This is a genomic window from Bradyrhizobium sp. HKCCYLRH3099 (genome assembly GCF_051167855.1).
Classification (GTDB): Bacteria; Pseudomonadota; Alphaproteobacteria; order Rhizobiales; family Xanthobacteraceae; genus Bradyrhizobium.
In genome coordinates this window covers 22236-37679 of record NZ_JBNPTW010000012.1, presented here as the reverse complement: position 1 = coordinate 37679, position 15444 = coordinate 22236, and the positions used below count along the sequence as shown (strand labels likewise).

The 15444-nt window shown below is 66.1% G+C and carries 11 protein-coding genes; 7 read left to right on the top strand and 4 right to left on the bottom strand.

The features are described 5' to 3' along the window. The first annotated feature begins 261 nt into the window (after positions 1 to 261). Positions 262 to 2172 carry an acyl-CoA synthetase gene (locus ACQR1Y_RS21790; protein WP_434878073.1) on the top strand — a complete coding sequence of 637 codons (1911 nt, stop codon included), beginning with the start codon at positions 262 to 264 and terminating at the stop codon, positions 2170 to 2172. A 41-nt stretch (positions 2173 to 2213) separates the two neighbouring features. Continuing rightward, the gene (locus ACQR1Y_RS21785) at positions 2214 to 3014 is read left to right on the top strand and encodes an outer membrane protein (protein ID WP_434878074.1); all 801 of its coding nucleotides are present in this window, start codon (positions 2214 to 2216) and stop codon (positions 3012 to 3014) included. Positions 3015 to 3050: 36 nt separating this feature from the next. On the opposite strand, the gene ACQR1Y_RS21780 is transcribed toward ACQR1Y_RS21785, so the two are convergent. Continuing rightward, a complete protein-coding gene (locus ACQR1Y_RS21780) occupies positions 3051 to 4052 on the bottom strand; it encodes a glycerophosphodiester phosphodiesterase (RefSeq protein WP_434878075.1) in 1002 nt (333 codons plus the stop codon). Positions 4053 to 4271: 219 nt separating this feature from the next. On the opposite strand from ACQR1Y_RS21780, the gene ACQR1Y_RS21775 reads away from it, so the two are divergent. Then, positions 4272 to 5570 carry a flavin-dependent oxidoreductase gene (locus tag ACQR1Y_RS21775; protein WP_434878076.1) on the top strand — a complete coding sequence of 433 codons (1299 nt, stop codon included), beginning with the start codon at positions 4272 to 4274 and terminating at the stop codon, positions 5568 to 5570. Between the two features lie 297 nt (positions 5571 to 5867). Here the strand turns inward: ACQR1Y_RS21775 and secA are convergent, their stop codons facing one another. Then, the gene (gene secA / locus ACQR1Y_RS21770) at positions 5868 to 8720 is read right to left on the bottom strand and encodes a preprotein translocase subunit SecA (protein WP_434862014.1); all 2853 of its coding nucleotides are present in this window, start codon (positions 8718 to 8720) and stop codon (positions 5868 to 5870) included. A 394-nt stretch (positions 8721 to 9114) separates the two neighbouring features. Between secA and ACQR1Y_RS21765 the strand changes: the two genes are divergently transcribed. Then, positions 9115 to 10014: a peptidylprolyl isomerase gene (locus ACQR1Y_RS21765; protein ID WP_434862015.1), complete on the top strand. Its 900-nt coding sequence runs from the start codon at positions 9115 to 9117 to the stop codon at positions 10012 to 10014. 284 nt (positions 10015 to 10298) lie between these two features. Then, positions 10299 to 11540, top strand: a complete 1242-nt coding sequence (gene argJ / locus ACQR1Y_RS21760) for a bifunctional glutamate N-acetyltransferase/amino-acid acetyltransferase ArgJ (RefSeq protein WP_434878077.1) — start codon at positions 10299 to 10301, stop codon at positions 11538 to 11540. Positions 11541 to 11600: 60 nt separating this feature from the next. On the opposite strand, the gene ACQR1Y_RS21755 is transcribed toward argJ, so the two are convergent. Further along, entirely contained in the window at positions 11601 to 12929 is a 1329-nt protein-coding gene (locus ACQR1Y_RS21755; protein WP_434878078.1) for a TadE/TadG family type IV pilus assembly protein, read from the bottom strand. A gap of 206 nt (positions 12930 to 13135) precedes the next feature. On the opposite strand from ACQR1Y_RS21755, the gene ACQR1Y_RS21750 reads away from it, so the two are divergent. Further along, positions 13136 to 13546 carry a (deoxy)nucleoside triphosphate pyrophosphohydrolase gene (locus ACQR1Y_RS21750; protein WP_434862018.1) on the top strand — a complete coding sequence of 137 codons (411 nt, stop codon included), beginning with the start codon at positions 13136 to 13138 and terminating at the stop codon, positions 13544 to 13546. Between the two features lie 151 nt (positions 13547 to 13697). On the opposite strand, the gene ACQR1Y_RS21745 is transcribed toward ACQR1Y_RS21750, so the two are convergent. Then, positions 13698 to 14555: a methyltransferase domain-containing protein gene (locus tag ACQR1Y_RS21745; RefSeq protein ID WP_434878079.1), complete on the bottom strand. Its 858-nt coding sequence runs from the start codon at positions 14553 to 14555 to the stop codon at positions 13698 to 13700. Between the two features lie 79 nt (positions 14556 to 14634). Here ACQR1Y_RS21745 and ACQR1Y_RS21740 point away from each other — a divergent pair, with 79 nt between their 5' ends. Beyond that, positions 14635 to 15438, top strand: a complete 804-nt coding sequence (locus ACQR1Y_RS21740; RefSeq protein WP_434878080.1) for a ComF family protein — start codon at positions 14635 to 14637, stop codon at positions 15436 to 15438. Positions 15439 to 15444: the final 6 nt, after the last annotated feature.

The window sequence follows — 15444 nt, the reverse complement described above, 5'->3', positions numbered from 1 at the left end:
GCTGCCCCGGAATGACGGCAGAGTTTTTGTTGGAGCGCGCGTAGCTCCTCGAAGCTTTGGACACGGCAAGCGCGTTGGACTGCGTCGCGTTGCAGCGCAGCGTCGCTGCGACAAAACTCCCGGCATCCCCGATCACGCCGGGATAGACGCAAGACGAATCCTCCCCCATCCTGTCCTCTCGCGATCGCGACGAACGGGCCACAGAGCCCGCGCGCAATCGCCGGCCCCGAGCCGGATGAGGACACACAGGGAGGACAGGCCATGACGGGCATTCATCTGCTCGATCGCGCCATCGGCGGCGAGTATCCGACATTTGCCAGCACGGCTGACATCCGCGCCTTCGAGCAGACGCCATACAGCGAACGGATCGCTGCTCAGAGCACGTACGAGGCGCTGAAATGCGGCGCGTCGGCCAACCCGGACGCGCCGGCGATCCAGTTTCTGGCAAATGCCGATCCCGCCGATACGCCGGTCGTGATCACCTATCGCGACTTGATCGCGAAGGTGACGCAGGCGGCGAACATGTTTCACGCCCTCGGCGTCGGTCCCGACGATGTCGTCAGCTTCATGCTGCCTCTGGTGCCCGAAGCCTTCATCACGCTGTTCGGCGCGGAGGCCGCAGGCATCGCCAACCCGGTCAACCCGCTGCTCGAGCCGCACCAGATCGCCGAGATTCTCGATGCCGCCAAGACCAAGGTGCTGGTGGCGCTCGGCCCCCTGCCCGGCACCGACATCTGGCAGAAGGTCGAGAAGGTCCGCGGCGGTCTGAAACACCTCAAGGCGATCGTGCAGGTTCATGGCGGCGGCGGCGATCCGGCCAACGGCATCCACGCCTGGGGCGACCTGATCAAGCCGCAGCCGGGCGATCACCTCGTCAGCGGCCGGCAGATCAAATCCAGCGACACCGCGGCCTATTTCCACACCGGCGGCACCACGGGCACGCCCAAGCTGGTGCGGCACAGCCATGGCAATCAGGTCTACCAGGCCTGGGCGATCAACCTGATCCTGAAGGCCAAGTCCGGCGGCACCTTGCTGTTCGGCATGCCGCTGTTTCATGTCGGCGGCTCGTTGACGCAGGCGCTGCAGACGTTCTCCGCAGGCGGCAGCCTTGTCGTGCTCTCCGGTGCCGGCTGGCGCAATCCGAACGCGGTGCGCAACATCTGGGGACTGGTCGAGAAGTACAAGCCGGAGACGCTGTCGAGCGTGCCCACGGTGCTGGCGGCAACGCTCGCGGTGCCGCAAGGCAACGCCGACATTTCCAGCCTGCGCTATGCCGCCGGCGGCGGATCGGCAATTCCGGTCGCCGTCGGCCAGGCGATCATGGACAGGCTGAAGCTGCCGGTGATCGAGGTCTACGGCATGACCGAGACGTCGAGCGTGCACACCATGGCCTATGCGGACCAGCCGATCCGGCTCGGGTCGGTCGGCCTGCCCGTGCCCTATGCGAAGGTGCGCATCGTCAAGCTCGACGCCGAAGGACGCTACGAGCGCGACTGCGCCGTGGATGAGATCGGCGTCGTGATCATGGCCGGGCCCGGCGTGTTCTCCGGCTATCTCGACGACGCCCACAACAAGGGCGCGTTTGTTGATGGCCATTGGGTCAACTCGGGCGATCTCGGCCGGCTCGATGCCGACGGCTTCCTGTGGATCACCGGCCGGGCCAAGGACCTCGTCATCCGCGGCGGCCACAACATCGACCCCGCGCCGATCGAGGAGATCCTGTTTCAGCATCCCGCCGTCGGCTTTGCCGCCGTGGTCGGCCAGCCCGACGCCTATGCGGGCGAACTGCCGATCGGCTACGTGCAACTGAAGCCGGGCGCGAGCGTGCAACCGGGCGAGTTGGAGGACTGGGTCCGCGCCCGCACGCCGGAGCGCGCCGCGGTGCCGGTGCAGATCATCCCGATCGATCCGATGCCGGTGACCGGCGTCGGCAAGGTGTTCAAGCCGCAGTTGCGCTGGGACGCCGCGACGCGGGTGTTCACCAAGGTGCTGTCGCAGCTCACCGACCGCGGCATCGACTGCAGCGTCAAGGTCGGCGCTCATGGCAGTCACGGCAGCCTCGCGACGGTGACCTTGCGCAACGTGCCGGCGGAGCAACGCGAGGCGATCGAGAACGAGGTGCACACCCTGCTGGCGCCGTTCGTGATCCGGCACGAGGTGGTGACGGGGTGAGCTCATGCCGTCCGGCAGCAAGGTTCCCGTAATTTTACGGAATGTTGCTGCCGGACAACATACAGGACGACGATCAACTGCTACTACTTCAGCGCGAATGTGCTGAGGCGTTTGGAATGCTCAAGGTTCTGCTGGGTTCTGCGGCGATCGCTTTCTTCGGTGCTGCTGCGGCAGCTGCTGACCTCCCGATCACGGCGAAAGCGCCAACGCCGGTCAAATTCACCTGGAGTGGTTGCTATATCGGTGGTCATGTCGGAGGAGTCGTCAGTGACGACATGACGACCAACGATCTCGGCGTCGCCAGGGACTACAGCGGGGCCGGCGTTGTCGGCGGCGGCCAAATCGGTTGCGATTACCAGTTTGCGCCGGCCTGGGTCATCGGCGCCGAGGCCCGCGCCGCTTGGAGCAGCCTGCGAAGCAGCCATGGTGGTTCGGTCCGGAATCGGATCACCGGTGTGATCCGCCCATCGCAGTTCGTCACCACCAATGATTTTCTCGGCTCCGCAACGGCGCGGCTTGGTTATGTCTACGCCGAGCGCTGGCTGGTTTATGCGCGCGGCGGCGCCGCCTGGACGCGCGAGCGCAACGAGGATCCATTCATCCTCCCTGCTGGGATCGCCGTCGATCCGAGCACGACGTCGATGCGAAGCGGTTGGACCGCGGGCGCCGGCGTGGAGTGGGCTTTCGCCGCACACTGGTCCGCGACCGTCGAATATAACTACTACGATTTCGGCAAGAACGGCATCACGATGAGCAACGCGGCGCCGGTCGTCAACATCACCGGCTTCGAGGTCAAGGACCGTGTTCACGCCGCGACTCTCGGCGTCAACTATCGGTTCTGAGCCCCCTCCACTTTCAAGACGGCGAATTGTCAGCTTCTATCTCGGGCCGGCCGCAGCGGCGACCGGCTTGGCAACGCCCTTCTCGACAGCAACCTTGCGCAACAGATCCGGCCGGTCGGAGATGATGCCATCGACGCCGCTCTCGATGAGCCGGGCCATGTCCTCCGGTTTGTTGACGGTCCACACCACGACCTGAAGACCGAGCGCGTGGGCTTCACTGATCAGCTCCGGCGTGACGTCGGCAAAATAGGGCGACCAGACCTTGCCGCCGGCTGCGCGGATCGTTGATGGCAGCGAACCGCCGTGATCGGCGGGGTTGAAGCCGGCCGTCCAGCGCGAGGCCTCGGTCAGCGAGACCGTGGGTGCCTTGCCACGTTGCAGCGACAGATAGACCGTCGGAATCTGCGGCGCGCGTTGCTGCACGAGTTGCAGGGTGCGCCAGTCGAACGACTGAATCATGCTCCGGTCGGCGAAGTGCTCGGCAGCGATCAGGTCGAGCAGCAGACTGACGAAACGCTCGGGGTCCGGCGCCTCATTGGGGAGCGCGGGATCGAGCTTGGTCTCGATGTTGAGCCGCACCTTGTCGTTGCCGGAGCGTTTGACGAGATCGATGACCTGCTTCAACGTCGGAATGCGGGGTGGTGGAACCGCGCCGGTGAGCACCTGCTGCTCCGGAAACTGCCTGGCATAGTCGCTGCCTGGACGGATCTGTCCGACATCGTACGACTGCACGTCTGCGAGCGGCAGATCGATCAGCAGCGGCCCGGGCGGCGCCACGTAGTTGCCGGCGGCATCGCGGGCGAGATCGGGATTGAGCCGCCGCTCATGCGAGACCACCAGCACGCCATCGCGGGTAACGCCGACGTCGAGCTCGAGCGTGTCGACGCCAAGCGCCAGCGCGGCCGCAAAGGCCTGCAGCGTGTTCTCAGGATGGAGCGCGCGCCCGCCGCGATGCGCCTCGATGTCGAACGCGAGGGCCGGGCTGGAGACGGCCGCGAGCAGGAGGGCGGCGCAGAGGAAGAGAGATCGATGTCGCATGGCACCAGCCTACCATGGGACCTCAGGTTGCCCATTCCCCTTGTTTCCGCTGGCCTTCTGAACTAGGCCTTTTTCCGATCGACCGGCGAGACAATGCCGGTCTTGGATCGAGGGGAGGCGATCCGCGCGCGCTGCAGTGCCGCGCCCGCACCCCCTTGGCCATTCTTCGAGCCTTGTTTCCGAGTTCACGTGCGACGGACCATGCCTAGGACCAGCCCCATGACCGATCTTCCTGTCCTCATCGCCGGCGGCGGCATTGGCGGCCTTGCGACCGCGCTGACCCTGCAGCAAATCGGCGTGCCCTGCATCGTCTATGAGAGCGTGCGCGAGATGCGACCGCTCGGGGTCGGCATCAATCTGCAGCCCAATGCGGTGCGCGAATTGTACGACCTCGGCATCGGCGCGGCTGATCTCGATGAGGTCGGCGTGCCGGCGAAGGAATGGGCGCTGGTCGGGCTGAACGGCAATGATATCTATTCCGAGCCGCGCGGGCTGCTCGCCGGCTACAACTGGCCGCAATATGCCGTGCATCGCGGCAAGCTGCACATGCTGCTGTACAGCCGGCTGGTGCAACGTGCGGGCGCCGCCACCGTGCGGCTCGGCAGCCGCGTGAGCGGCTACGAGAAGAACGCCGACGGCACGGTGACGGCGCGCATCGAGCACGCCGATGGCTCGCGCTCGGAGCAGCGCGGCCGGCTGCTGATCGGCGCCGACGGCATTCATTCGGCGGTGCGCGCGCAGATGCACCCCGCGCAGCCGCCGATCCATTGGGGTGGCGCGGTGATGTGGCGCGGCGTCACCTGGGCGAAGCCGATGCGCACCGGCTCGTCCTTCGTGGGGCTCGGCACCCACCGCCATCGCGTCGTGGTCTATCCGATCTCGCATCCCGATCCCAAGACAGGCCTTGCCCTGATCAACTGGATCGCCGAGGTGACGATGGACAACACCGAGGGCTGGAAGCAGACCGGCTGGTTCCGGCAGGTGCCGACAGCCGAGTTCGCGCATCATTTCGCGGGCTGGACCTATGACTGGCTCGACGTCCCCGCGCTGATCGCCGGCGCCGACGGGGCCTATGAAAACCCGATGATCGACCGCGATCCGGTCTCGACCTGGGTCGACGGTCCAGTCGCGCTGATGGGCGACGCCGCGCATGCGATGTATCCGACCGGCAGCAACGGCGCCAGCCAGGCGATCGTCGACGCCCGCGTGCTCGGCACGTGCCTGCTGGCCCACGGCGTGACCCCGGCGGCACTGGCGGCGTATGACGAAAAGCTGTGCGGGCCGATCTCGGCGGTGATTTTGCGCAACCGTGGCGCCGGACCATTCGGGTTGCTCAATCTGGTCGACGAGCGCTGCGGTGGGACGTTCACTGACATCGACGACGTGGTGCCGCCGGCCGAGCGCGACGCGTTCATGGCCAACTACAAGAAGGCCGCGGGTTTTGCGATCGAGCAGCTCAACACGGCGCCAAGGACGATTGCGGAAGGCGCGCGGGTCGACGCGGCCAAGGCTGCCTGATCCCTCCTCATTGTCGTCGCGAGCAAGCACATCGGCGCATCGCGCCGATGTGCGCCGACCCGGGAGCCATACGCCTCAGCAGAAAATAGCAGGCACGCTGGAGCGACCAGCCTGCGTCTCCCCATCGTCCTGTGGTTATGGATCCCGGCATTCGCCGGGATGACAGTCATGGTTTGGCGCGCAGCTCGGCCAACAGCGTCATTGCGAGCGCAGCGAAGCAATCCAGAGTCGTTGGCGGGACTCTGGATTGCTTCGCTTACGCTCGCAATGACGATGGAAAGACTGCCTCAGCCGCGCTTACGCGTAGCGGCCGTGGCAGTGCTTGTACTTCTTGCCGCTGCCGCAGGGGCAGTCCTCGTTGCGGCCGACCTTGCCCCACGTCGTCGGATCGTTCGGGTTGCGCGCTTCGGCCGGGACCGGGGCGGCGCCTGACGACGGCACCAGGGAGACGTTGGCGAAGGCCATCTCGTCCTCGCCGGTGGTGGGATCGGCGTGATGCGCCTGCATCGGCGGCAGCACCGGCTGCTGCTCCTCCGGCGGCACGATCTCGACGCGCATCAGTTGCGCCGTCACGGCCTCGCGCAGATGCGCGATCATCGATTCGAACAGCGTGAAGGCTTCCGACTTGTACTCCTGCAACGGATCGCGCTGGCCGTAGCCGCGCAGGCCGATGACCTGGCGCAGATGGTCGAGCATGATCAGGTGCTCGCGCCAGAGGTGGTCGAGCGTCTGCAGCAGGATGGTCTTCTCGACGTAGCGCATCACGTCGGGGCCCCACTGCGCGACCTTGGCGGCCATGCGCTCGTCGGCCTGGGTCTCGATGCGCTTGAGCAGCTCCTCGTCGGCGATGCCCTCTTCCTTCGCCCATTCATCGACCGGAAGGTCGAGATCGAGGACGCGCTTGAGCTCCTCCTTCAGGCCGGCGACATCCCACTGCTCGGCATAGGCATGCTCAGGCACGTGCTTGCTGACGAGATCGTCGATGAAGGCGTGGCGCATATCGGTGATGGTCTCGACCACGCTCTCGTCCTGCATCAGCTCGACGCGCTGGTCGAAGATCACCTTGCGCTGGTCGTTCTGGACGTTGTCGAATTTGAGCAGGTTCTTGCGGATGTCGAAGTTGCGCGCCTCGACCTTCTGCTGCGCCTTCTCCAGCGCCTTGTTGATCCAGGGATGGATGATCGCCTCGCCTTCCTTCAGGCCGAGGCGGGTTAGCATGCTGTCGAGCCGGTCGGACCCGAAGATGCGCATCAGGTCGTCTTCCAACGACAGGAAGAATTTCGACCGGCCGGGATCGCCCTGGCGGCCGGAGCGGCCGCGCAGCTGGTTGTCGATGCGGCGGGATTCGTGGCGCTCGGAGCCGATGATGTAGAGGCCGCCCGGCTTGGTCACGGTCTTGGCCGCCTTGGAGCCCTTGGCGGGCTCGATCTCGACCGTCTCCTCCGCCTTCAGCACGATCTCGCGGAAGCGGGCGATGTCGGCCTTGATCTGCTCGATCTTGGCGGCCTTCTCGGCCTCGTCCGTGATGCCGCCGGTCTCCTGCTGGATACGCATTTCCAGCGAGCCGCCGAGCTTGATGTCGGTGCCGCGGCCGGCCATGTTGGTCGCGATCGTGATCGCGCCGGGCACGCCGGCCTCGGCGACGATATAGGCTTCCTGCTCGTGGAAGCGCGCGTTCAGCACCGCGAACAGCTTTGCCGGCTTGCCGGCACGCGCCGCCGCATAGAGCTTGTCGAGCGCGCGCTCGCTGCCGAAATCGATCTGCTTGTAGCCGTGCTGCTTGAGATAGGCGGCCAGCACCTCGGACTTCTCGATCGAGGCCGTGCCGACCAGCACCGGCTGCAGGCGCGAATTGGCGCGCTCGATCTCGGCGAGGATCGCGGCGTATTTCTCCTGCTGGGTGCGGTAGACCTCGTCGTCCTCGTCGAGACGGGCCACCGGCAGGTTGGTCGGGATCTCCACGACCTCGAGCTTGTAGATGTCGAACAGCTCGTCGGCTTCCGTCGCCGCCGTACCGGTCATGCCGGCGAGCTTGGCGTACATGCGGAAGTAGTTCTGGAAGGTGATCGAGGCCAGCGTCTGGTTCTCAGGCTGCACCGGCTGGTGCTCCTTGGCCTCGAGCGCCTGGTGCAGGCCTTCCGAATAGCGCCGGCCGGGCATCATGCGGCCGGTGAACTCGTCGATGATGACGACCTCGCCGTCGCGGACGATGTAGTCCTTGTCGCGGGTGAACAGCGTGTGCGCGCGCAGCGCCTGGTTGATGTGGTGCACGACGGAGACGTTCTCGACGTCGTACAGCGACTCGCCCTTGAGCTGGCCGGCGTCGCGCAGCAGGGTCTCGATCTTCTCCATGCCGGCTTCGGTGAGCGTCACCGTGCGCTGCTTCTCGTCGACGTCGTAGTCGGACTTGTCGAGCTTCGGCACGAAGGTGTCGATGGTGTTGTAGAACTCGGAGCGGTCGTCGAGCGGGCCGGAGATGATCAGCGGCGTGCGGGCCTCGTCGATCAGGATCGAGTCGACCTCGTCGACGATCGCGAAATAGTGCCCGCGCTGGACCATGTCCTCCAGCCGGTACTTCATGTTGTCGCGCAGATAGTCGAAGCCGTATTCGTTGTTGGTGCCGTAGGTGATGTCGCAGGCATAGGCCGCCTTGCGCTCGGCATCGTCGAGACCGTGGACGATCACGCCGGTGGTCAGGCCGAGGAAGCCGTAGATCTGGCTCATCCAGCCGGCGTCGCGGCGGGCGAGGTAATCGTTCACCGTCACGACGTGCACGCCCTTGCCGGCGAGCGCGTTGAGGTAGACGGCGAGCGTCGCCACCAGCGTCTTGCCTTCGCCGGTCTTCATCTCGGCGATGTCGCCCTCGTGCAGCACCATGCCGCCGATCAGCTGGACGTCGAAATGGCGCTGGCCGAGGGTGCGCTTGGACGCCTCGCGGACGGTGGCGAAGGCCGGCACCAGGAGGTCGTCGAGCGTCTTGCCGTCGGCGAGCTGCTTCTTGAAGTCCTCGGTGCGCGCCTTCAACTGCTCGTCAGTCAGCTTGGCAAGCTCCGGCTCCAGGGCGTTGATGGCGCTGACGCGGGACTGGTAGCCCTTGACGCGGCGGTCGTTGGATGAGCCGAAAAGCTTACGGGCGAGCGCGCCGATCATTGCTGAAATCCTGCCTCTGTGGGTCTGCGTTGCAGCCGTAACTCATGGTTTGGGTTTGCTGTTCCCGGCGTGATGCACCGCAGCACCCGCGCCAGGCTCGAACGTCGGCGCCTCGAGGCGGCCGTCAGATGAGTGGGAGACGAGCAAACCAGGGTTCAATGGCCAAAAACGCAGCAAAATAAGCGCTATCGCCCTTGAAGCGATCGGGCAGAGATATGGCTGGGGGGGAACGTTGTCAACGGCGCCTCACGCCGGGACATCGGCCTTAAACCTGTCGCCGATTTCACGAAATTGACAGACTTTTCGCGTTGCCAAGGCACGGCGATTGGGCGAGTGTCCCGGCCGCCCTGAGGCCACGCCCCTGGAGCCCCCTCTTCCAAGACAAGGATTTTCCATGACCACGTCGTTCCCGGTTACGAAAACCGGCCTGCGTTTCGGCCTTGCTACCGCTCTCGCCGGCAGTCTCGCATTGTCGCTGCTGGTCGCCCCCGCGCGCGCCGCCGACGATGCCAACCCGGTGCTGGCCAAGGTGAACGGGGCCGAGATCCGCAAGAGCGACGTCACACTCGCGGAGGAGGAGCTCGGGCCGAGCCTCGCCCAGATGGACCCCGCGACCAAGGACGAGAACGTGCTGTCGTTCCTGATCGACATGAAGCTCGTCGCCAAGGCGGCCGAGGACAAGAAGGTCGGCGACAGCGAGGACTTCAAGAAGCGCCTCGCCTTCACCCGCAACCGCCTGCTGATGGATAGCCTGCTCGCCAGCGAGGGCAAGGCCGCGACCACGCCGGACGCGATGAAGAAGGTCTATGAGGAAGCCTCCAAGCAGATCGGCGGCGAGCAGGAGGTGCATGCGCGCCACATCCTGGTCGAGACCGAGGACGAGGCCAAGGCCGTCAAGGCCGAGCTCGCCAAGGGCGCGGATTTCGCCGAGCTCGCCAAGAAGAAATCCAAGGACCCCGGCGCCTCGGACGGCGGCGACCTCGGCTTCTTCACCAAGGAGCAGATGGTGCCGGAATTCGCCAACGTGGCGTTTGGTCTCGAGCCGGGCAAGATCTCGGACCCGGTGAAGACCCAGTTCGGCTGGCACATCATCAAGGTCGAGGAAAAGCGCAACCGCAAGCCGCCGGAGTTCGATCAGGTCAAGAGCCAGATCGAGACCTACGTCACCCGCAAGGCCCAGGCCGATTACGTCGGCAAGCTGCGCGAGGCGGCCAAGATCGAGCGCCTGGACAAGCCGGCCGCCGACGCCGCCAAGCCGGCGGACGCGAAGCCGGCCGAGCCGGCGAAGAAGTAAGCGGTTTGCTCCGCTCGAGGCGCGGCGGCGGCTCGTCACGCAGTTGTCAGAGAGCCGCAACCACCGCGTCACAATCGGCGTCGTCCCGGCCTTGAGCCGGGACCCATACTCCGTGATGTTGGGAATGGGGCACGCGGCCAGTCCCGCGCCTCACAACTGAACCCTGTGGTTATGGATCCCGGCGTTCGCCGGGATGACGGATGTGGGCGTGGAGACATCCACTCCCACAACGCCAACCGAGATGATACAGAGCGCTTCCCGCCATTCCTGCCGGAAGCCTTTCGATGTCCTCTGCCGTCTCCCCGCTCGCCCCGACCGAAGTCCCCGATATGCCGGCACTGGCCGGCGTGAGGCTCGCGACTGCCGCGGCCGGCATCCGCTACAAGAACCGCACCGATGTGCTGCTGGCGCTGCTCGATCCCGGCACCACGGTGGCCGGCGTGTTCACCAAGTCGAAATGCCCGTCGGCGCCGGTCGAATGGTGCCGCGCCAAGCTGAAGGGCGGCAAGGCGCGCGCGCTGGTCGTCAACTCCGGCAATGCCAACGCCTTCACCGGCAAGACCGGCAAGCAGTCGACGGCGCTGACCGCGTCGATCGCCGCCAAGGCGGTCGGCTGCAAGCAGGACGAGATCTTCCTGGCGTCCACCGGCGTCATCGGCGAACCGCTCGACGCCACCAAGTTCGACGGCGTGCTCGAGGGCCTTGCCGGCACGGCTGCACCTGAGGACTGGATGGGCGCGGCGCGCGCCATCATGACCACCGACACCTTCCCGAAGGTCGCGACCGCCACCGTCAAGCTCGGCAAGGCCAAGGTGACGATCAACGGCATGGCCAAGGGCGCCGGCATGATCGCGCCTGACATGGCGACCATGCTGTCCTTCATCTTCACCGACGCGCCGATCACCGCGCCGGCGCTGCAGGCGCTGCTCAAGGCCGGCGTCGAGGACACGTTCAACGCCGTGACCATCGACGGCGACACCTCGACCTCCGACACCTTGCTCGCCTTCGCCACCGGCGCCGCGGCGGCCAAGGGCGCGACCAAGATCAGCAGGATCAGCGACCCCAACGCCAAGGCCTTCGTGAAGGCGTTCAACGCCGTGCTGGCCGACCTCGCCGAGCAGGTCGCCCGCGACGGCGAAGGCGCGCGCAAGCTGGTCGAGATCATCGTCGAGGGCGCCAAGAGCAAACCGTCGGCGCGCAGGATCGCGATGTCGATCGCCAACTCGCCGCTGGTGAAGACCGCGATCGCCGGCGAGGACGCCAATTGGGGCCGCGTCGTGATGGCCGTCGGCAAGGCCGGCGAGCCGGCCGATCGCGACAAGCTCTCGATCTCCTTCAACGGCATCCGCGTGGCCTCGAAGGGCGCGCGCGATCCGTCCTATGACGAGAAGGAGGTCTCGGAGGCGATGAAGGCGCAGACCATCCAGATCAAGGTCGCGCTTGGGCTGGGCAAGGGCCGCGACCGCGTGCTGACCTGCGACCTGACCAAGGAGTATGTCGCGATCAACGGCGACTACCGGTCCTGACCCCACCGCTCGCCGGTGTCTCGGAGGCGCGCTCGATCGCGCGCCTCCCTCGCGCCCCGACTACCCCGCGATGCGTGCGTCCGCCACCGCCTTCTTGAACAAGGCGTTCATCGCCTCCGAGATGCCCTGCGTCGGCGAGACCTCGAAATAGAACCCGGGCGAGGCGCAGGACTGCATGTTCTGCGCGATCTCGCTGTTCGGGGACGGGCCGAACGGTCCCTTGTTGAAGGGATCGATCCAGTTCATGTACCAGGTGTTGGTCGGCAGCTGCAGATAGGTCGTGTAGAGCACGGCGATCTTGATGCCGCGATTCTTCAGCGCGGTGCACAGCGCCGGGTTGATCGGCGACTGGCAGCGATTGCCACCCGCCTTCGGCTTCAGGCACCCCGCATTGCTCTCGTCGGCGACGCCGTCGGACACGAAGAACAGATATTTCAGCGGCGAGCCTGTGGTGCCGTCGCCGGGTGTCGAGATCTCGTTGTTGATGGCGGGGATCACGGTCGAGAACGGCGTGTCCTTGTCGGCCGTGTAGGCGTCGTTGTTGCCGTAGACGCCCATCAGGTCGATATTCCCCGCGGCGCTCTTGGCGCTCGACAGGCTCGCGGACAATGCGAAAAGCGCGCGCAGCCCGATCGTCTTCGACGCCGCGCCGAAATCGTAGATCGCCATGCGGAACTGGTTCGGATAGGTCTGCGTCTGCGCGGCCGTATCCATCAGCTGCTGGGTGGCGCTGCGCAGCACGTCGATCCGGGTCGTGACACCGAGCTTCTTGGCCAGGTTATAATAGTTGTTGGAATCGTTGTAATCGTGGCACGCGAAGGCGCATTTGTCCGAGGTGTTGTTCACCATCTTGGTCACGTCGGCAGGGGTGGCCGCCACGCCCATCGACGGTGAATTGTCGAGCAACAGATAGAAGTCGATGTATTTCGGCATCGACGCCGTTGCCTTCGACGTGCCCTGCAGCGTCATCGTCTTGATGCCGACGATGTTCATGAACATCATCGGCACTGTGGCGGTGAACGAGACGGTGGCGGTCAGCACCGAACCGCTCTTCTTCACCTCGGGCGCCAAGTTGGTGAGCGTGTAGCCGGACGTGCCCGACATGTTGCCGTTGAAGATCTTGGTGGCATCGTCATTGCCGACGCTGATCACGCCGTCCGAGGTCATCGCGCCGGCCGCGATAAAGGCCGGCGAGGTCCGCGACACCGCGCCGACCGAGGCGGCGTCCACCGCAGCCTGCAGCTTGGCGCGCATCTGGTTCGCCCGGCTGTAATCGACGCCGCAGCCCACGGCGGTCAGAACGGGGACGCAGACGATGGCGAACGTCACGGCGACGTTGCCACTGACGTCGCGGCGCAGGCGGGCAAGCAGGTTTGGTAAAATTCGCATGAAGAATGCCTAACGAACCATGAAGGGATCACGGCGTACACCCGTGAAAATATGCGCGAGCCGATTAAGGTTGGCTTATTTCAACCGTGGAAACACGGGACGAACCGGCCTAGGTTAAGATGGCCTTAAGCGTCGTCCCGATGAGACGACGTGCTCTCTTCGCGAACTGGCGGAATTGCAGACGGACTTCATGACTGAGTTGATTCATGACTGAGTTGAAACTGACCCTCGTCGTCGCATGCGCGCTGGTCGACGCCGACAATCGCGTGCTGCTGGCGCAGCGGCCGCCGGGCAAGACCCTCGCGGGCCTCTGGGAGTTTCCCGGCGGCAAGCTCGAGCCGGGTGAGCGCCCGGAGGCCAGCCTGATCCGCGAGCTCGACGAGGAGCTCGGCATCACCGTGCGCGAAGCCTGCCTCGCGCCGCTGACCTTCGCCAGCCACGCCTATGAGACGTTCCATCTGCTGATGCCGCTGTACATCTGCCGGCGCTGGGAAGGCGTGGTGACCGCGCGCGAAGGGCAGCAACTCGCCTGGGTGCGGCCGAACAAGCTGCGCGACTATCCGATGCCGCCCGCGGACATTCCGCTGCTGCCGCATCTGATAGATCTGTTGATGTGAGCCGAGCGCGGCTCCTCACTTTCGGTCGTCATGCGCGGGCTTGACCCGCCTGCGGGGCCAAAGCCCTTCGGCGCGGCGAAGGCCCGCGCATCCATCATCCTGCGAAAAAGAGGATGGATCGCCGGGTCAAGCCCGGCGATGACGAGTGTAGCTAGTCGCCCTCATTGGAGTGTGGCACACGCTTCACCGCCGCCTCCAAACTCGCCGTCGCCGAGCCCGGCTTCAGCGGCTTCTGCTGGCTCTCATGTGGCGCCCAGCCGGAGATCCAGATGATGTCGAAGGTGGCGCGGAGGCGGCCGTCCGCGTCGGCGAAGCGCTCGGCGTAGATTTCGGCCATGCGCAGCAGGGTCGCGCGGCGCAGCGGCGTGCGGCGGCGCTCGACGAGGCTGTTGGTCGCGGCCATGCGGCGAAGGTCCTGCATCAGGCCGAACGCGCTGGCATATCGCACGACGACGCGGTCGACATCGGTCACGGGCAGTGCGAAGCCGGCCCGCTGCAGCAGGCCGCCGATGTCGCGCAGATCGGCGAACGGCGCCACCCGCGGCGACACGCCGCCCTCGCATTCGGCTTCCGCCGCCGCGAAACTCTGCCGGAGCTCGGTCAGCGTATCGCCGCCGACCATCGCCGCCAGCAACAGACCGTCAGGCCGCAACGCGCGGCGGATCTGCACAAGCAGCCCGGGGAGATCGTTGACGAACTGGAACGCCAGCGCGGAGACCGCGAGGTCGAGCGATTGCGGTTGCAAGGGCAGCGTCTCGGCGGCCGTGTCGGACGAAGCGACATGCGCGAGCTCCGCGACCTGCCCGGCCAGGTGCGGCTTCAGGCCATTGCCGGGCGTCCAGATGTCGGCAGCCGATTGAAAGGACCTGTTGACCGCGGCGAGGCGGTCCACGAGGTCTTCGGCGACGCGCTCGAGCAGGAAGGTCTCCGGCGCCCTCGCCGCCCGCCGTTGTCTGAGCGCCAGCAGCGAACGATCGAACAGGATGGGAGCGGTGGCAGGCTGTGTCATGCGGGGCTGGTTACGCCGATCCTCGGGAACGGGCAATGCGCCGCTTGAGCCGGACTGTCCGCGCCGCTAGCCTCAATCCATGAGCGTCCGCTTTGCTCCAATCCGCTTCGGGCAACTTCGTGCCGCTGCCAGCGCCGCGCGGGGCGCCTGCGGCCATCTGGCCAAGCTCGCGCTCGACATCGCGCTGCCGACCCTGTGCATCGCCTGCCGCGAGCCGGTCGACGGCGAGGGTGTCTGCGCCGCCTGCTGGGGCAAGCTGTCGTTCATCGAGCGGCCGTATTGCCCGAAGCTCGGCATTCCCTTCGTCTACGATCCCGGTCCCGAGCTGCTGTCGATGGAGGCGATTGCCGCCCCGCCGGCCTATGCTCGTGCGCGGGCCGCGGTGCGCTATGACGAGGTGGCGCGCACGCTGGTGCATCAGTTGAAATATCAGGATCGCACCGATCTGGCGCCGATCATGGGCCGCTGGATGACACGGGCCGGCCGCGAGCTGCTGGCCGACGCCGACCTCGTCGTCCCCGTCCCGCTGCATTGGCGGCGGGGCTTTTCGCGCCGTTACAACCAGTCCGGGGCGCTGGCGAGGGTGATCGCACGCTCCAGCGGCGTCCGGATGCAGGGCGATGCGCTGCGCCGGGTGCGCGCAACGGAGCAGCAGGTCGGCCTGTCGCGGCCCCAGCGCGCCAGCAATGTGCAGGGTGCATTCCAGGTATCTTCAGACCGCCTGCACGACGTGCAGGGACGCCGTGTCGTGCTCGTCGACGACGTCCTGACGACCGGCGCCACGGTCGACGCCTGCGCCCGCGCGCTGCTGCGGGCCAAGGCGGCGGAGGTCAGCGTGCTGGTCTTCGCCCGGGTTGTCGATGCGCCCCGCGCTCCCATATAATCTGAC

Excerpts from the sequence above, each read along its gene's own strand:
- ACQR1Y_RS21790 (WP_434878073.1), top strand. The coding sequence starts at position 262 with ATGACGGGCATTCATCTGCTCGATCGCGCCATCGGCGGCGAGTATCCG.
- ACQR1Y_RS21785 (WP_434878074.1), top strand. The coding sequence starts at position 2,214 with ATGTTGCTGCCGGACAACATACAGGACGACGATCAACTGCTACTACTT.
- ACQR1Y_RS21780 (WP_434878075.1), bottom strand. The coding sequence starts at position 4,052 with ATGCGACATCGATCTCTCTTCCTCTGCGCCGCCCTCCTGCTCGCGGCC.
- ACQR1Y_RS21775 (WP_434878076.1), top strand. The coding sequence starts at position 4,272 with ATGACCGATCTTCCTGTCCTCATCGCCGGCGGCGGCATTGGCGGCCTT.
- secA (WP_434862014.1), bottom strand. The coding sequence starts at position 8,720 with ATGATCGGCGCGCTCGCCCGTAAGCTTTTCGGCTCATCCAACGACCGC.
- ACQR1Y_RS21765 (WP_434862015.1), top strand. The coding sequence starts at position 9,115 with ATGACCACGTCGTTCCCGGTTACGAAAACCGGCCTGCGTTTCGGCCTT.
- argJ (WP_434878077.1), top strand. The coding sequence starts at position 10,299 with ATGTCCTCTGCCGTCTCCCCGCTCGCCCCGACCGAAGTCCCCGATATG.
- ACQR1Y_RS21755 (WP_434878078.1), bottom strand. The coding sequence starts at position 12,929 with ATGCGAATTTTACCAAACCTGCTTGCCCGCCTGCGCCGCGACGTCAGT.
- ACQR1Y_RS21750 (WP_434862018.1), top strand. The coding sequence starts at position 13,136 with ATGACTGAGTTGAAACTGACCCTCGTCGTCGCATGCGCGCTGGTCGAC.
- ACQR1Y_RS21745 (WP_434878079.1), bottom strand. The coding sequence starts at position 14,555 with ATGACACAGCCTGCCACCGCTCCCATCCTGTTCGATCGTTCGCTGCTG.
- ACQR1Y_RS21740 (WP_434878080.1), top strand. The coding sequence starts at position 14,635 with ATGAGCGTCCGCTTTGCTCCAATCCGCTTCGGGCAACTTCGTGCCGCT.